12 protein-coding genes are annotated in these 18099 nt (G+C 63.7%); 3 read left to right on the top strand and 9 right to left on the bottom strand.

What is annotated here, in order from left to right:
• Positions 1-10: 10 nt before the first annotated feature.
• The 9 genes from AB4Z53_RS11765 to AB4Z53_RS11725 form a co-directional block, all read right to left on the bottom strand.
• On the bottom strand, positions 11-637 hold the full coding sequence (locus AB4Z53_RS11765) for an outer membrane protein (protein WP_441595951.1): 627 nt from the start codon (positions 635-637) through the stop codon (positions 11-13).
• A gap of 207 nt (positions 638-844) precedes the next feature.
• Complete coding sequence (locus tag AB4Z53_RS11760; protein WP_441595949.1) at positions 845-2182, bottom strand: sensor histidine kinase; 1338 nt, start codon at positions 2180-2182, stop codon at positions 845-847.
• Positions 2179-2853, bottom strand: a complete 675-nt coding sequence (locus tag AB4Z53_RS11755) for a response regulator transcription factor (RefSeq protein WP_113538385.1) — start codon at positions 2851-2853, stop codon at positions 2179-2181. The genes AB4Z53_RS11760 and AB4Z53_RS11755 overlap by 4 nt, the downstream gene beginning before the upstream one ends.
• A 236-nt stretch (positions 2854-3089) precedes the next feature.
• On the bottom strand, positions 3090-4829 hold the full coding sequence (locus tag AB4Z53_RS11750; RefSeq protein WP_441595947.1) for a M14 family metallopeptidase: 1740 nt from the start codon (positions 4827-4829) through the stop codon (positions 3090-3092).
• The gene (locus AB4Z53_RS11745; RefSeq protein WP_441595945.1) at positions 4826-5680 is read right to left on the bottom strand and encodes an ABC transporter permease; all 855 of its coding nucleotides are present in this window, start codon (positions 5678-5680) and stop codon (positions 4826-4828) included. The genes AB4Z53_RS11750 and AB4Z53_RS11745 overlap by 4 nt, the downstream gene beginning before the upstream one ends.
• A gap of 4 nt (positions 5681-5684) precedes the next feature.
• Positions 5685-6608, bottom strand: coding sequence for an ABC transporter permease (locus AB4Z53_RS11740; protein WP_113538388.1), 924 nt, complete (start codon positions 6606-6608; stop codon positions 5685-5687).
• A 63-nt stretch (positions 6609-6671) separates the two neighbouring features.
• A complete protein-coding gene (locus AB4Z53_RS11735) occupies positions 6672-8159 on the bottom strand; it encodes an ABC transporter substrate-binding protein (protein WP_441596113.1) in 1488 nt (495 codons plus the stop codon).
• Positions 8160-8252: 93 nt separating this feature from the next.
• Positions 8253-10085, bottom strand: coding sequence for an ABC transporter ATP-binding protein (locus tag AB4Z53_RS11730; RefSeq protein ID WP_441595943.1), 1833 nt, complete (start codon positions 10083-10085; stop codon positions 8253-8255).
• Positions 10086-10098: 13 nt separating this feature from the next.
• Positions 10099-10683, bottom strand: coding sequence for a winged helix DNA-binding protein (locus AB4Z53_RS11725; protein ID WP_113538391.1), 585 nt, complete (start codon positions 10681-10683; stop codon positions 10099-10101).
• A gap of 121 nt (positions 10684-10804) precedes the next feature.
• Between AB4Z53_RS11725 and AB4Z53_RS11720 the strand changes: the two genes are divergently transcribed.
• The 3 genes from AB4Z53_RS11720 (at position 10805) to AB4Z53_RS11710 (ending at position 18043) form a co-directional block, all read left to right on the top strand.
• A complete protein-coding gene (locus tag AB4Z53_RS11720) occupies positions 10805-14425 on the top strand; it encodes a hydantoinase B/oxoprolinase family protein (RefSeq protein ID WP_441595941.1) in 3621 nt (1206 codons plus the stop codon).
• A gap of 288 nt (positions 14426-14713) precedes the next feature.
• Complete coding sequence (locus tag AB4Z53_RS11715) at positions 14714-16615, top strand: methyl-accepting chemotaxis protein (RefSeq protein ID WP_441595939.1); 1902 nt, start codon at positions 14714-14716, stop codon at positions 16613-16615.
• Between the two features lie 402 nt (positions 16616-17017).
• A complete protein-coding gene (locus AB4Z53_RS11710; protein WP_441595937.1) occupies positions 17018-18043 on the top strand; it encodes an ABC transporter substrate-binding protein in 1026 nt (341 codons plus the stop codon).
• The last annotated feature ends 56 nt before the right edge of the window (positions 18044-18099 follow it).

Below are 18099 nucleotides of genomic sequence, written 5' to 3'. Positions count from 1 at the left end.
GAAGCTGCCGTCAGAACCGCATGTTGATGCCGGCCTTGATGACGTGGCTGTTGATGTCCTTCTCGCTGGAGCCTGAGACGGTGCTGGTGCGGACGTCCGGCGTCGTGATGTAGTTGTATTCGAGCTTGGCCGAAAGGCCGCCGGCAAACGCCTGTTCGACGCCGGCGCCGAGCAGGTAGCCGCCCTTGAAGCCGACGTCGTTGCGCACGTCACCGCCCTTCTTGTAGCTGGTCATGGCATAGCCTGCTGTGCCGTAGACCAGCGTCTGGTCGAAGGTCAGGCCGGCCTTCGCCTTGATCGCGCCGCGCCATTTCTCCTTGAGCTTGCCGCCGTTGACCTTGTGTTCGGTGTCGCCGAGATAGGAACCCTCGATTTCCGCACCGACGATGCCGGGACCGGCCTGCATGTTGTAACCGGCCTGAACGCCGAGCGCCACGCCGTTGCGATCGGCGAAGGGATTGGGGCTGCCGGTGAAACCGAGACCGCCATGCGCGCCGACATAGCCGCCGCTCCAGCTAAAGGCCGGCGGATCCTGATAATCGGGCGCAGAGAAGTCGGCCGCATGGGACTGCTGGGCGCCAAGGACGGTGAGCAGGGTGAGACTGGACCAGATCGAAAACTTGCTGAAATGCCGCATGATATTGCTCCGTGGATTGGATAGGGCGCCCTTCGCGGCGCTTTCGTTCTCCCGTTTCGCGTCTCGTGCCGGGTAGCGCGGTCGCAAACCTTGGAAGATGCCCGTCCTTTGTCGGCTCCACGGATTGCGCCAACATTGCACAAATTGACTAAGCTGCTGATTTTACTATTAATTATATGTTAACCACGTTTTCCGCGCCGGACCCGCCTACGCCGCAGGCAGGTTGATGCGGAAGCAGGCGCCGCCCGAGGGCTCATCGACGACTGAGATATGTCCCTTGTGGCGACCGATGATCTCGCTCACCAGATGCAGGCCGAGGCCCGTGCCATGGTCGCGCGGCTGCAGGCGGTGAAACGGCTCGAAGATCCGCTCGCGCTCGCGTTCGGGAATGCCGGGACCTTCATCGGTAACCTCGATGACGCCGCCGCGTTCGACGCGGATGGTGATGAGGCCGCCGGCGTGTTCGATGGCATTGCGAACGAGGTTGGTGACGGCCCGCGCTATCGCGCCGGCGTCGCCGCGCACGAGTGCCTGGTCGACACCCGGTGCGAAGGAAAGCTCACAACCGGCCGAAAGCGCGAGCGGTGCCAGATCGGCGGCCACGTCTCGGCAGAGCGATACCAGATCGAGCGAGACGAAGTCCGCGCCGTCGCGATCGATCCGCTCCAGGTCCAGCAACTGTTCMGCAAGTCCGGCGATACGATTGGAATCGATGAGCAAGCGGTTTCTGAGCGGCCCGGCGTCCATGCTTTCAAGCCGCGTCTGCAGGATGGCGACCGGCGTCCGCAGTTCATGTGCCGCATCCAGAATGAAGCGCTGCCGCCGTTCGTATCCCTCGTCCAGTCGCTGCAGTGCACCGTTGAATGCCTCGACGAGCGGACGCACTTCGCCGGGAACCCGGTGATCGGGCAACCGGGCGCCGCGGCGATCGACGTCGATCTTCTTGGCCTGATCGACCATGTCGGCGAGGCCGGCAAAGGCGCGCCGGACGATGATCGGGATCGCAAGGGCGGGGATCAGCACGACGATCAGCACGATCGGAAGCAGCAGAAGGTTGGCCAGCAGGAAGACCGCGAAGGATGCGCTCCAGAGCCGGCCGCCGCCCGCGAGCACCGTAAAGGTCCCGTCCTGCGTGGTCACCGAGCGCACGATCGACGAGAGGGTGTAGGGCTCGACGTTATCCCGCATGTCGCCAAAGGCGATCCGATCCAGATGTTCGCCAATGCTGTCATAGGCGTCCGGCACGGGCCCGCTGCGGATCATGGCGCCCCGTTCGTCTCTGGCGACGAACCAGAAATCAGGAGAATCGGCTCGCATGGCGAGCAACTGCGGTGTTTCGACCAGCGTCAGCCCGCCCGCGGGTTGCGAGCGGATCGCGCCAGCCGCAACCGAGGCTGCGTCGGCATCGAGGAACTTTCCGCCGAGATCGGCGCGGGTCAGCAAGGCCATGAAGCCGGCAATGACTGCCATCAGCAGCAGCACCTGAAAGGTGAGGATCTGCCAGATCAGGCGCTTCTTCAACGAGTTGACCGAAGACGTGCTCATGGGGTGGGCCTCAGCAGATAGCCGACGCCACGGATGCTGTGGATCTCCACACCGGCGCCGGACTCGGCAAGCTTCCGGCGCAGCCGCGAGACATGAGCGTCGAGCGAGTTGGATTGGATCTCGTCGTCGTAGCCGTAGACGGATTCCTCCAGCGTCGAGCGCTGGACAGTGCGACCTTGGCGTCGCGCCAGCGTTTCCAGCACCAGCAGTTCCCGGCGAGGCAGGTCGAGCACCTGTCCGCTCACCTGGGCCTGCCTGCCGTCGAAATCGAAGACGAGCTTGCCGATGCGCGCTGTCATGGGGGCGATATCCGGCGAGCGCCGCATCAGGGCGCGGATGCGCGCCAACAGTTCCTCCACCGCGAAAGGTTTGGCGAGATAGTCGTCGGCACCCATGTCGAGGCCGCGGACACGCTCGTCGACAGCGCCACGCGCGGTCAGAACGATCACGGGAATTCCGGACTTCAGCGCCCGGACACGTGGGATCAGCGAGAGCCCGTCGCCATCGGGCAATTGCCGATCGAGGATGATGCCGTCATGGACGTGATTGGCGAGCGCCGCCAATGCATGGTCGAGCGTCGGTGCATGATCCAGGATCATGTCGTAGCGTCCGAGCGCGGCGCTGAGCGCCGTCGCCATTTCCAGCTCGTCCTCGACAAGGAGCAGGCGCATTGAATTCTCCGAATACGATAGATGTTGCGTAACGTCTGGGCGACCAGGATTGCAGCAACGTTGCGGCGCATGCGTGCGCGGCGTGTACCGGTTCTAGCGGCACGGGCCGGGACCCGGCAATGCGGCGCAGTCGGGCTTTACCGTATTCGGTGGCGAGGGTGTCGGATTAACGTAAACGTGGCGGCCAGGCGCCAATGTCGGGGCGGCGGCACCGGGTGCCGTCGCCCCGCAAGGCTTTATGCGATGGCCATCATCCGCTGGAAGGCGTCGTAGGCCGCAAGCACCGTTTCCTTCTGGGCTTCATGACCGGCGATGAACGCATCGCCGTAGATCGTCTCGTCCGGATATTCGGTGATCAGCGTCAGCGGTGCCGTGTGGCGATCGTCGATCGAGATCATGCACGGGAAACCGTTGATGATCCGGAAGCCGGTTTCGCCGGCATGGATCTCGTAGAGCGCGATCTGGGCATCGTTATAGGCGAGCAGGCCCGGTACGGCCGCGAGCCGCAAGGTAACCGCTTCGATCAGTTGCTCGGCGCGATCGGCCCAATCGGCGTGATGGCGCATGATCAGGAAGAAGCCCTTGGGCAGGGTCCACATGGCAAAGCCACGCGGCACGTAGCCCGACAGCGGCCGCGTCCATTCATGCGAGGGATAACCGTGCAGGTTGACGTGCAGCTGCGCGCCGGTCAGGCGCTCGGCTTCTTTACGGATTTCGCGCTCGTTGAGCGCGGCACCGGTGCGGTATTCGAGGTCGTCGCCAAGTGCTGTGTAGCGTGCGGCGTGGTGCATGTGCAGCGGGTTGTCCACCCGCAGCCGCTGGTGCACCGCATAGCCGTCGGGGTTTTCGAGCGGCGAGATGGTGAAGTGGCTGCCGGCGCGGGCGGCGAGCGTCTGGGCGGCGCGCAGCACGCCGACAATGCCCGTCGTCTCGTTCGGATGCTGGCCGCCGCTGATCATGACTGGTGCATCGGTACCCTTGCGATAGCGGGCCTTCACCGCGCGGCCGGCGCGCGACTGCGCCTCGAAGGGCTGGCCTTCGATTGCGGCGAGTTCGGCATGGATCTGAGCGACCGTCAGCGGCGCTTCGGCCGTCTCGATCGGCTGGGCCTCGCCGTCGACATCCGTCGCCTGCAGCGGCCGCGCCTCAACGATGACGGTCGGCTTGCCGACGCCGAAGACGATCTCCGGCACGATCTGGCCGGGCTTCAGACCGCGGTCGCCGAGTGGGCGGCCCGATTTCTTCTGGAAGACTTCGAGCAGCGAAAAATAGAAATCCTCGTGCAGCGCCTCGCGGAGGCTGATGACCTCTTCGCCGACGGGCAGACGGAAGTCGGTGATCGGCAGGGTCACGCGGATGTTGAGCTCTTCGAAATAGGGCTCGCTGTCGCCCCAGGCATGATCGGCGATCGCCCGCATCGTGCCGGAAAAGAGCCGCTCGTAATCGGTCTCCAGGTGGCATTCGCGATGCTTGTCGCAACCCTCGTCCAGACGGATCCAGCCGGTCGGCGACAGCAGCGTCTCGCCGATGAAGTCGGTGTGGATGCGGTTCGGTGCGAAGACCGCGTGATTTTCCTGACGTCCGCTGCGGAAGGTCAGGGCCACATCGTAGGTGAAAGCCCTGGCGCTGCCGGCTTCGAAGCTAATCTCGGCATCGCCGACAAGGGCAGCCAGCGGATAGGCTTCGAGCAGGAAGCGGTTCGGTGCGGCGCCTTCATGCTGGGGATAGCGGATGACGACGCTGGCGAGCGCTGCGCGGTCGACCTCTTCGAGGAAGAAATGCAGCAGCGGCTTGTAGGCGCTCCTGAGCGCCGCCTCGACGCCGAAGCTTGCGAGTTTCTGTTCGGCGGCCTTGCGGCTGGCGGCATCGTCGAAAAGCCAGGCTTCGAGCTTGGTGCCGCGGGCGGCTTCCTTGCCGTAGGTGGTGAGAAGGGTAGCGAGCGTGCGCTCGAAGGCGCCTTCGAAAATCGTCGTCATCGTGAGGTTCTACCGGTTGGGTCGAGGCTGTCGCGCAGCCAGTCGCCGAGAAGATTGAGGCCGAGAACGGTGAGCAGGATCGCAAGGCCCGGGAAGACGCTGACCCACCAGGCGTTCTGCAGGTAGGTGCGGCCGTCGGCGAGCATGCCGCCCCAGCTCGGGATCAGCGGATCGACGCCGAGGCCGAGGAAGGTGAGGCTGCTTTCGAGCAGAATGTTGTTGGCGACGTTCAACGTCATCAGCACGATGACCGGACCGATGAGATTCGGAAGCAGGTGCTGGAACAGAATCTTGTAGTCGCGCACGCCGATTGCGCGGGCCGATTGGATGAACTCGCGTTCGCGCAGCGACAGCACAGATCCGCGCACGAGACGGGCATACTGCACCCATTGCGACACGATCAGCAGGATGATGGTATTGCCAAGCCCGCCGCCGACGATGGCGATGAAGGTGATCGCGAGCAGGATGAAGGGGAGCGCCAGCTGCACGTCGGCAAAGCGCATGACGAGCATGTCCCAGAAGCCGCGATAGTAACCCGAGACGAGCCCCATGACGACGCCGACGACGACAGCGCCGGCGACCGACGTCAGGCCGACCAGCAGTGAGATCTTGCCGCCGGCAACCACCCGGGCAAGCACGTCGCGGCCGAGCGGGTCGGTGCCGAGCGGATGCGCCCAGTTGACGAAGGGCGGGGTCAGCCGCGCCATCAGGTCGATCTTGTCGACGCCACCGGGAAACAGCACGCTGGAGAGGAGCACTGCGAGGCAGATGCCACCCGTCAGAAGCGCGCCGAGGATGAATTCGAGATTGCGGAAACGGGCGAAACGGGAGTTTGCAGCCTTGGTCGTCATCGGCTCACTCCGTCCGGATGCGCGGGTCGACGAGGCCATAGGCGATATCGACCAGAAGATTGACGAACACGATCATCAGCGAGAGCACGGTGATGACCGCCTGGAGCACGGGATAGTCGCGGGACGCGACCGCATCGAAGGCGAGCGTGCCCATGCCCGGCCAGTTGAACACGAGCTCGACGACGACGATGCCGCCGAGCAGGCCGCCGAACTGCAGGCCGAAATAGGTGATCAGCGGGATCGCGCAGTTACGAAGCGCATGCTTGTAGAGCACCTTGCTTTCGCTGAGGCCCTTGGCGCGGGCAACCATGATGTATTGCGATTGCAGGGTTTCGAGCATGGCGGTACGCACCAGCCGCACGTTCGTCGCCGTCAGGATGATGCCCATGGTCAGCGCGGGCATGATAAAGCTCGCGAAACCGTCCATTCCGCTCGGCGGCAGCCATTTGAGCACGATCGAGAACAACAGCACCAGCATGATCGCCAGCCAGAAGTTCGGGAAGGAAAGCCCGATCAGCGACAGGATGCGGATCGCCTGGTCGGCCCATTTGCCGCGTGCGACGGCGGCACGGATGCCGAGCGGAACGGAAATGAGGATCGAAACGATCAGCGAGGTGAAGGCGAGCAGCATGGTTGCCGGCAGTGCCGTGGCAATCAGCTGCGAAACCGGGGTGCCGCCGAGGAACGAACGGCCGAAATCGAGGGTAAACATGCCTTTGATGAAATCGGCATATTGCGCGAGGAACGGCTGATTGAGGCCGAGCCCCTCACGGATGCGCACGAGGTCTGCCTCGGTCACGCTGCCCGCACCCTGCGCGAGCATCAGCGCGGGGTCACCGGTAAACCGGATGGCATAGGAGACGGTCAGTGTCACGACGAACACGACGAAGACCGCCTGCAGAAAACGTTTGATCAGAAATCCGGCCAAGTGACCCGCCCTTTAAAGAGAATGGTCCGCCGCCTCAAAAGGTGGAGCGGCGGACCGATTTGCTTACTCGACCGTCACATCCGTCAGCCGCAGGCGGCTGTCCGGTACCGGCACGAAGTTCTTGACGCGCTTGCTCACGCCGAAGATGGCGTTGAGGTTGTAGAGCGGCATTTCGAGCGCACGGTCGGCGGCGTAGTTGGCGATCTGCTTGAGGATCTCCTCACGCTTGGCCTGGTCGGTGATCGAACGCTGGGATTCGAGCAGCTTGTCGAGCTCCGGATCCTGGTCGTAGGGGTTCCACTTTTCGCCGGAGTGGTACATCGAGTACGCCGTGTTGTCGTAGTCGAGCGTCCAGCCGCCCCAGGACTGCTGGAACATCGCGCCGGTTTTGCCGGCGGGGATGATGTCGTTCAGGAGAACGTTGGTTTCATAGGGCTTGATCGTCGCGTTGATGCCGATGAGCTGCAGATAGCTCGCGATCGCCTGCACGACCTCGTTGAAGGTCGCTTCGTTTCCACGAACGTCGATCTGCACCGAGGCACCCGGCGCGACGCCGGCTTCCTTCAGGAGCGCCTTGGCCTGTTCCGGATCATAGGGCAGCGGCTTCATCGCCGGATCGAAGCCGAAGGAGAGCTTGCCCTGGAAGCTGGCGATCGGGTCTGCCTGGCCGCCGAGGATCGACTGGATGATGGTGTCGCGGTCGACGCCGAGGATCAGCGCCTTGCGGACCTTCGGATCCTTGGTGATGCCGTCGCGCGTGTTGAAGCGCAGAGCATAGACCGTCGGGCCGGCGCTGGTGACGATCTCCAGATTGCTGTCGTCCTGGATCGTCGGGATCATGCCGATCGGTATGGTCGGCGGGATGACGAGATCGACGCGGCCGGCCTGCAGTTCGGCAACGGCGGTCGCCGGCTCCGAGATGAAACGGTAGTTGAGGTTGGAAAGCTTCGGCGCGCCACCCCAATGCTCGGCAAAGGCTTCGAGCTTGATCCCGACCTTCGGCTCATAGGAGATGAACTTGAACGGGCCTGTTCCAACCGGATGGGCGTTGAAATAGTCCTCGCCCTTTTCCTGGATGTACTTCGGCGGCACGATCATCGCGCCATAGCCGGCAAGCTTGGTGAGCAGCACCGGATCCGGGGTCTTGAGAACCAGGTCGACGGTCTTTTCGTCGACGATCTCGACCTTCTCGATGACGGCATAGTTGGATTTCTGCGGGCCCTTGGAGCCTTCTTCGCCGAGCAGGCGGTCGAAAGTGAATTTCACCGCTTCGGCGTTGAAGGGCTCACCATTGTGGAACTTGACACCTTCGCGCAGCGTGAAGCGCAGGCGCTTGCCGCCGTCGAGCTCTTCCCACGAGGTTGCAAGGCCGGGCACGAGCTTGAGGTCCGGGCCGCGATAGGTCAGGCCGTCGTAGATATTGGTGGCGACGGATGCCCAGTTGACGAGGAAGGTGTCGACCGGGTCCCAGCTTCCCGGATCCTGCGGCGACGACACCGTCAGCGTGCCGGCGGCAAAAGCCGGGGTGGCGGTCATGATACTGCCGGCCATCGCGAGGGCGATGAAGGCGGCGTGGATCCCCTTTTTGTTGATCATTTACTCACTCCTGTTTCGACAGCCTTCTTCAAAAGAAAAGAAAGCGGCTTACGCGTCCTTGGCCACGAAATGGCCAGGGGCGATCTCTTTGCGGGGCAGCACCGCAGGTTCGTTGCCGACACGGCGGATCGGGCTCGGGATTTCGCCTTCCAGCATGGCACGCTCGCGGCCCTTGCCGGGCTCGGCGACCGGGACGGCGGAAAGCAGCCGGCGGGTATAGGGATGAGCCGGCGTCTCGAACACTTGCGCGCGGCTGCCGAATTCCATGACCTGGCCGAGATAGAGCACGGCGACGCGGTGGCTCATGCGCTCGACCACCGCCATGTCATGGCTGATGAAGAGGTATGCGAGGCCTTCCTGCTCCTGCAGTTCCATGAACAGATTGATGATCTGCGCCTGGATGGAGACGTCGAGCGCCGAAAGCGCCTCGTCGGCGATGATCAGCTTGGGGCGCGAGGCGAGCGCCCGGGCAATGCAGACGCGCTGGCGCTGGCCGCCGGAGAACTCGTGCGGATAGCGCTTGGCGTGCGCGGCCGTCAGGCCGACGCGTTCCAGCAGTTCGTGTACGCGCTTCTCGATTTCCTTTTCGCCAAGGATCAGGCCATGGGTGCGGATCGGCTCGGCGATCGAGAATCCCACGGTCTTGCGCGGGTCGAGCGAGGCAAAGGGATCCTGGAAGATGTACTGGATTTCCTGCTTCAGCTTCTGTCGCTCGGCGTAGCTCATTGCCGAGACGGGCCGGCCGCCGAAGAGGATTTCGCCCGATGTCGGTGCCTGGAGCTGCTGGATCGTGCGACCGATCGTAGATTTGCCCGAGCCGCTCTCGCCGACGAGCGCCAAGGTCTCGCCCGGGAAGATGTCGAAGCTGACGTTTTCGATCGCGTGCACGCGGTGCGTCGCCTTGCCGAAGAGGTTCTTGCGCACGTCGAAGCGGGTGACGAGGTCGCGGACCGACAGGATCGGCGCTGCGTCGTAGCGGGCGGTGCGCTGGATATGGGTATCGCCGACGCGCTTCGGCTCGCCGTCGACCATCATGGTCAGCGGCAGGCGCTTCGGGAATTCCTCGCCGGTCATGCTGCCGAGTTTCGGCACGGCCGAAAGCAGCGTCTGGGTATAGGGGTGCTTGGGCGCCTCGAAGATCTCTCCGACCGGGCCTTCCTCGACTTTGCGGCCCTTCCACATGACCACGACGTCGTCGGCCATCTCGGCGACGACGCCCATGTCATGGGTGATGAAGATCACCGCCATGCCGAGTTCTTTCTGCAGGTCGCGGATGATCGTCAGGATCTGCGCCTGGATGGTCACGTCGAGCGCGGTGGTCGGCTCGTCGGCGATCAGCAGTTTCGGCCGGCAGGCGAGCGCCATGGCGATCATGACACGCTGGCGCATGCCGCCGGACAGCTGGTGCGGATAGCGGCCGATCAGTTCGGCGCTATCAGGGAGCCGCACCATGTCGAGCAGGCGGCGCGTCTCGACAAGGGCTTCGGCCTTCGTCATCTTTTCGTGCAGCATCAGCACTTCGGCGACCTGGTCGCCGATGGTGAAGACGGGGTTCAGCGAGGTCATCGGCTCCTGGAAGATCATGGCGATCTCCTTGCCGCGGATGGCGCGCATGGTCTTCTGCGGGGCGCTCGTCAGGTCGATTTCGCCGTCCTTGCCGCGAAACAGGATGCGGCCGGTCGGGAACTGGCCGCCCATCATGTCGGCAAGCCGCATGATCGAAAGTGAGGTCACCGATTTGCCGGAGCCGGATTCGCCGACGATCGCGAGCGTACGTCCCGGCGTGACCGTGAAGCTCAGGTCTTCGACGACAGGATTGCCGTTGAAGGCGACGGAAAGTTTCTCAACGGCGAGCAGCGGCGCAGGCGTATCGACGGTCACGCGGTCTTCCTTGTTACAATGTGGTCGCGGCGCGCGCGGACTGTTCATAGGCGCCCGACATGAAACGCAGGACGGCGGCGATCTCGGAAAGCGTCTCTTCGGAAGGACGTGCTTTGGCAGTGGAGGAGACCAGCAGGCGTTCGCGAATTTGAGCGTAGCGCGTGCAGGCGTCCGAGCCCTTGTCGGTGATGAGGATGGTCTTTTCCTTGCCTTCCTTGCCCGTCGTCACCAGGCCGGCGGCTTCGAGTTTGCGGATGGCATAGGTCGCGACATGGGTGTCTTCGATATCGAGCACGAGGCAGATGTCGGCGAGCTTCTTGCCGCGATCGCGATGGCGGATCGTGTGCAGGATCAGAATTTCGATGGGGGAAAGCCCGGGGACGCCGGCAGCAGCCATGCAGCGCATCATCCAGCGATGAAAGGCGTGCGATGCGAGGATCAGCCCGTATTCCACTTCGGAGAGACCTGGCGAGCCGCCTTCGGCAAGGTGCGCGGAGGAGACGATCGGACCGATGGCCGCGACCGGCTTCAGATGTTCGGGCAGGGCGTTTCCGGCCCATTCCCGACCTTCAAAGCTCTCCTCAGCCTTCTTCGTCATTCAGCTCTTCCTCATCTTGACGATTTTATGTCATCATTTTATCGACATTTTGTCAACGAACTGCTTTGATGAATTTCCGGGCTTGCACAATGATGCGGCTCGCGAACGAGAGGGATGGACAATGAGCGCACGCGAAACCGGCAGTTGGGACTTCTGGATCGACCGTGGCGGCACCTTCACCGATGTCATCGGCCGGGACCCGCAGGGTGCATTGCATGCGCGCAAGGTGTTGTCGGAGAATCCGGAAGCCTATCGCGACGCCGCCGTCCAGGGTATTCGCCTGCATCTCGGTCTTGCGACCGGTGCTGCGATCCCGACCGGCCTCATCGGCGAAGTGCGCATGGGCACGACGGTTGCCACCAATGCGCTGCTCGAGCGCAAGGGCGAGCCGCTCGCGCTGGTGACCACCAAGGGTTTTCGCGACGCGCTCAAGATCGGCTACCAGGAACGCAAGAAGATCTTCGCGACCGAGATCATCAAGCCGGAAGCGCTCTACCAGGACATCGTCGAACTCGATGAGCGCGTGCTGGCCGATGGCACGATCGAGCAGCCGCTCGACGAAGTAAAGGCGCGCGCTGCCCTCGAAGACCTCAAGGGCAAGGGCTACAAGGCCGTCGCCATCGTCTTCATGCATGCCTACAAATATCCGGAGCACGAGGCGGTCGTCGCTCGGATCGCCCGCGAACTCGGCTTCGAGCAGGTCTCGGTCAGCCACGAAGTCTCGCCGCTGATCAAATATGTCGGCCGCGGCGACACGACGGTCATCGATGCCTATCTCTCCCCGGTTCTACGCCGCTACGTTGCCCAGGTCTCGGGCGAGCTCGACGTTGCCCGCACCGGCGCACGCGTGATGTTCATGATGTCGTCCGGCGGCCTGACGGCGGCCGATATGTTCCAGGGCAAGGACGCGATCCTGTCGGGACCTGCCGGCGGCGTCGTCGGCCTTGCAAAGACCGGCGAAGCAGCCGGCTTCGACCGCGTCATCGGTTTCGACATGGGCGGCACCTCGACGGACGTCGCCCATTTCGACGGCGAATATGAGCGGGCGTTCGAGACCGAGGTTGCCGGCGTGCGCGTGCGCGCGCCGATGATGCTGATCCACACGGTTGCCGCTGGCGGCGGCTCGATCCTGCACTTCGACGGCGAGCGCTTCCGCGTCGGCCCCGATTCGGCCGGCGCCAATCCTGGCCCCGCCTGCTACCGCAACGGCGGCCCGCTCGCGGTCACCGACGCAAACGTCATGCTCGGCAAGCTGCTGCCGGATTTCTTCCCGGCGCTCTTCGGCCCGAACCAGGACGAGCGTCTCGATGTCGAGACCGTTCGTGACCGCTTCGCGACAATGGCCGCCGAGATCGGCGATGGCCGCAGCCCGGAGGATGTGGCCGACGGCTTCATCCGCATCGCCGTCGCCAACATGGTCGAAGCGATCAAGAAGATTTCCGTGCAGCGCGGCTATGACGTGACCCGTTATGCGCTCAGCTGCTTCGGCGGCGCCGGCGGTCAGCACGCCTGCCTCGTTGCCGACCAGCTCGGCATGAAGAACATTCTCGTGCACCCGATGTCCGGCCTGCTTTCGGCCTACGGCATGGGGCTTGCCGATATCCGCTCGACCCGCCAGAAGGCGCTGGGCGTTGCGCTCGACGACCAGGCGCCGGCCGCGCTCAGCACGCTTGGCGCCGAGCTGGAAGTCGAGTGCCTCGGCGAGCTCGAAGCACAAGGGATCGCCCGCGACGAGATCCGCACGCATCTGCGCGCCCATATCCGTTATGCCGGCACCGATACGGTGCTTGCGGTCGACGCGACCTTCCCCGCGCATGACGATATCGCCCGCCTTCGCGCGGAGTTCGAGACCTTGCACAAGCGTCGCTTCGGCTTCGTCGCCGACAACAAGGCGCTGGTCATCGATGCCGTCGAGGTCGAGACGGTCGGCGGCGGTGCCGCCCAGATGGAGCGCGAAGGCGGAGCGGCCACAGAGGGCGCGCCGGATGTCGCGCGGCGCACGCGCTTCTATTCACAGGGCCAGTTCCACGATGCGCCGGTGCTGCTGCGCGCCGAAATCGCGCCCGGCCAACGGCTCGACGGTCCGGCGATCATCATCGAACCGAACCAGACCATCGTCGTCGAGGACGGCTGGCAGGCGGAACTGACCGCCAAGGACCACATCGTGCTTCGCCGCGTGAAGGCGCTGCAGCAGCAGAGCGCGATCGGTACCCATGCCGACCCGGTCATGCTGGAAATCTTCAACAACCTCTTCATGTCGATCGCCGAGCAGATGGGCGTGACGCTGCAGAACACCGCCTATTCGGTGAACATCAAGGAACGGCTCGATTTCTCCTGCGCCGTCTTCGACAACCGCGGCAACCTCGTCGCCAATGCGCCGCACATGCCGGTGCATCTCGGTTCGATGGACGCGTCGGTCGCAACCGCGATCCGCGAGAACCCGGTGATCAAGCCCGGCGACGTGTTCCTGATCAACGCGCCCTATAACGGCGGCACGCACCTGCCGGACCTCACCGTCTGCACGCCCGTCTTCGACGATGCCGGAAGCGAGATCCGGTTCTGGGTCGCCAGCCGCGGCCATCATGCGGATATCGGCGGGATTTCGCCGGGTTCGATGTCGCCGCTTGCGACCAACATCGAGGAAGAAGGCGTCTATATCGACAACTTCAAGCTCATCGATGCCGGCCGTTTCTGCGAAGCCGAGCTCGAAGCGCTCTTGAACGGCGCCCGCTATCCGGTGCGCAACATCCTGCAGAACGTCAACGATCTGAAGGCTCAGGTTGCTGCCAACGAAAAGGGCGTCGCCGAACTCAAGAAGATGATTACCCAGTTCGGCGAAGACGTGGTCGAGGCCTATATGGGCCACGTCCAGGACAATGCCGCCGAGAGCGTGCGCCGCGTGCTCGACCAGCTGCCCGATGGCGAGTTCTCCTACGAGATGGACCAGGGCTGCAGCATCGTCGTCAAGATCACCGTCGACCGCGACAAGCGCGAGGCAACCGTCGATTTCACCGGTACATCCGAGCAGCGCGGCGACAACTTCAACGCTCCGGCGCCGGTCACCCGCGCCGCGGTTCTCTATGTCTTCCGCGTCCTCGTCGAAGCGGACATTCCTATGAATGCCGGTTGCCTGCGTCCGATCCACATCGTCATCCCCGAGGGCACGATGCTGACGCCGCGCTATCCGGCCGCCGTCGTCGCCGGCAACGTCGAGGTCAGCCAGGCCGTGACCAACTGCCTGTTCGGCGCGGTTCAGAGCCAGGCCGGGGCGCAAGGGACGATGAACAATCTGACCTTCGGCAACGACAACTATCAGTACTACGAGACGATCTGCTCCGGCGCGCCCGCGGGGCCTGGCTATAACGGCGCCGATGCGGTCCACACCCACATGACCAATTCGCGCCTCACCGATCCGGAAATCCTCGAAACCCGCTTCCCGGTGGTGCTCGAAGACTTCCACATTCGGGTCGGTTCGGGTGGCCGTGGCCAGTGGAATGCCGGCAACGGCACGAAGCGCACGATCCGTGCCCGCGAGACGCTGGATTTCGCCATTCTCTCCGGTCACCGCCGCGTGGCGCCCTTCGGCATCAAGGGCGGCAGCCCGGGTGAGCTTGGCCGCAACCTTGTGCGCCGCAATGACGGCAGGACGGAGGAACTGTCCGGTTGCGCCCATACGGTTCTCGAAGCCGGCGAAGCCTTCACGGTGGTGACGCCGACGGGCGGCGGCTACGGCCGGCCATAGCCGGGGAATAACAATCTCCCAAGACTGCTGCGGTGGTCTGCGGGCGGGCGAGCGATCGTCCGCCCGTTTTTCGTTTGTTGCCGCCTTCGGTTTTTGCTGCACCTGCGAAAAGCTGCGATCGCTTTTTTAACCCTAATTTAAATTCAAAATTACTAAGTACTTATTGGTCAGTGCGCGCTCCGGTTCCTCCCCCCTTGAAGGCGCAGCAAACAGCCGGTCCTCCTCCCGCCGGTATGGCTGACCATGTCCTCCCAGCAACGCGATCGCGACATCACAGGAGTCACGGCAGTGACGTTCAAGAACCTTTCGATTTTGACCAAGGTCGGCCTTGTGGTCGTGGTCATGGGCATATCCTCCATTCTGATCGCGCTCGCTGGCGCGCGCGGTCTTTCCTCCCTCGGCGCCACAATCATCGATGTCGGTGCCCGCGAAGAGGCGGCGCGCGAGGCGATGGACCTGCGCGTCGACATCATCGCCATCAGCCGCATGACCTATCAGCTCGCCGCAGCGCCGCAGAAGGCCGCCGATTTCGGCCTCGAAACCGAGAAGCGCGCCGAGGAAATGCTCGGCCGTGTGACGAAGATCGAGGCGGTTGCCGACGACGCCGAAGACAAGCTGCTGAATGATATCCGCATCACACTGAACAGCTACTTCGATGAGATCCGCGCGATGGTCTCCGTCGCTGCTAGCCAGGGCACGGATGCTGCCGCCGTCAAGGCGGCGCTCGACAAGGCGCTTGAGGCCCAGAAGACCGTGACGGCGACGGTCAAGACCTACAGCACCTATTCCGGCGACGAGCTGGCGGCCGCCCGCGCCGAGGCGCTCAACTCTTCCTCTGTCGCGATGACCATCCTGGCCGCCGCCGCTGCGGCCTGCGTGCTCTTCGGCGTCGGCGTGAGTCTCGTCGTTGCCCGTCGCGGTATCGTCATGCCGGTCCGCGAATTGACCTCGACGATGAGCGAACTTGCCGACGGCAAGCTTGACGGCGATAGCACGGATGTTTCCCGCCTGGACGAGATCGGTGAGATGGCTCGCGCCGTCGAAGTCTTCCGCAAGAACGGCATCGCCATGCGCTCGATGAAGGCGCAGGAAGCGGCACTGCATGCGCGCAGCAGCGACCTGCAGTCCAACATCAGCGTCGTCGTCGCCTCCGCCGTTGCCGGCGATTTCACCGGTCGCATCACCAAGGACTATGAAAACGACGACCTCAACCGCTTTGCATCGAGCGTCAACGAGCTCGTTTCCAGCGTCGACCAGACGGTCAACGAAGTCCGCCGCGTGATCGCGGCACTTGCTGATGCCGACCTGACGCAGACCATGCGCGGTGAATTCCACGGCGCCTTCGCCGAGTTGCAGCGGAACGTCAACCAGACGATGGTGACGTTGCGCTCGACCATGCAGAACGTGCGCGGCGCGGCCAGCACCATCAACGACAACTCCGCCGAGTTGAGCTCGGCTGCCAACGATCTCTCCAAGCGCACGGAACAGCAGGCGGCAGCACTGGAAGAAACCGCGGCAGCACTCGACGAGATCACGTCGACCGTGCGCACCGCTTCGGAGCGGGCGAACGAGGCGCATGAAATGGTGCGCGCCACCAAGGACAGCGCCGGCCGGTCCGGTGCGATCGTACGCAGCGCGGTCGACGCCATGGGCCGGATCGAGGATTCCTCCAACCGCATCAACCAGATCATCTCGGTGATCGACGAGATCGCTTTCCAGACCAACCTTCTGGCGCTCAACGCCGGCGTCGAAGCGGCGCGTGCCGGCGAGGCGGGCCGTGGCTTCGCGGTCGTCGCCCAGGAAGTGCGCGAACTCGCCCAGCGTTCGGCCAATGCTGCCAAGGAGATCAAGACGCTGATCCACAGCTCGGCCTCGGAGGTCGAGAACGGCGTGGCGCTGGTGCGCTCCACCGGTGATGCGCTGCTGGAGATCGAGACCCTGGTCAACAATGTCAGCGGGCACGTCAACACGATCGCCACCGCCGCCCGCGAGCAGGCGACCGCGCTGCAGGAGATCAACACCTCGGTCAACCATATGGACCAGATGACCCAGCAGAACGCGGCGATGGTGGAAGAAACCACGGCAGCAAGCGGCACGCTCGCCGAAGAAAGCCGTCAGCTGCGCACGATGCTGGCGAAATTCAAGCTTGAGGCGCAGACCGGCCGCGACAGCTGGAGCCGTGCTGCCTGATCAAAGGGGGCAGCGAACAGCAAAAAGGGCCGGCATTTCCCGGCCCTTTCTCGTTTCGGGGACTGGCAACGATCAAGCTTCCGGCGAAACGCCGAAACGACGGTAGGGTGTTCAGCAGTCTCGACCCAGACGCTCCTTGTCCGCGTATCGGCCATCAGCCCGTCGCGGCCGGAGGAGCCGGGCCAGGCGGCGCCGGCAGGACCATAGGGATGTCGTTGGCGAGCGCGACCGCTTCCGCCTCGAAGACGGTGACGCCTGTGAAGGGGCCGAAGACCTTTTCGCGGGCGCGGCCGTCGGATTTTCGGACAGAAGGGTAAAACCCCGCAAAAATCACTGAAAATGCCCATTGAAATCGATTACATTTTCTGGCTTCATGGCTTTCGCAAGATTTGGGAGGATCTAATGAAGAAATTTATCGCCGCGGCGCTTGGCGCTGTCGCAACCATTGCTATTTCCGCTTCTTTCGCCAATGCCGAGACTTTCAAGATCGGCCTGTCCAACGGCTGGGTCGGCAGCGAATGGCGCACGCAGATGATCGATGAGGCCAAGGAGGCCGCAGCGAAGTGGAAGGAGAAGGGCATCGACGTCGAAGTCTCCGTCCAGAGCGCCAATGTCGACGTGCCCGGCCAGATCGCGCATGTGCGCAACTTCATCGCCGAGGGCGTCAACGCCATCATCATCAACCCCAACAGCCCGACGGCCTTCGATCCGATCTTCGCCCAGGCGAAGGAAACCGGCATCCTGGTGATCGCGACGGACGCGGAGGTTTCGTCGCCGGATGCGACCTATGTCGGCATCGACCAGACGGCCTGGGGTGCTGCCGGCGCCAAGTGGCTCGCCGAAACGCTCGGCGGTAAGGGCAAGGTGGTCGCGATCAACGGCGTTGCCGGTCATCCGGCCAATGAGATGCGCGTTGCGGGCTACAAGAGCGTCTTCAAGGACTATCCGGATATCCAGGTGGTCAACGAGGTCAACGCCAACTGGGATCAGGCCCAGGGCCAGCAGGCGATGCAGAACATCCTTGCGACCTATCCTGACATCAACGGCGTCGTCGTGCAGGACGGCATGGCGGCCGGTGCCTGGAAGTCGATCATGGATGCGGGCAAGTCCAGCCAAATCGCCGCGACCGGCGAAATCCGCAAGGACTTCATCGACCTCTGGGTCAAGGACAAGCTGAACTCCGGCGCGACCGTCAATCCGCCCGGCGTCATGGCAAGCGCACTCAACGTCGCGGTGCTGATGCTGCAGGGCAAGGAACTGAAGGAGCCGGCGACGGCAGGCCAGTACAAGAACGCCATGTACCTGCCGATCCCGTTCATTGACAGCAAGAATCTCGCGGACGCCGCCAAGCAGCTGGACGGCAAGCCAGGTTACTACTCCTACACCAACGCGCTTTCGATCGACGACGCCACGGCGTTGTTCAAGTAAGCTCGGGCTTCGCCGGGCGGCTCTTGTCTTGAGCTGCCCGGCGACCGATGACGCCG

The organism is Ensifer sp. 2TAB8, from assembly GCF_052115125.1.
GTDB lineage: Bacteria > Pseudomonadota > Alphaproteobacteria > Rhizobiales > Rhizobiaceae > Ensifer.
The sequence above is the reverse complement of the archived record's forward strand: the minus strand, read 5'-3'. Positions and strand labels throughout refer to the sequence as shown.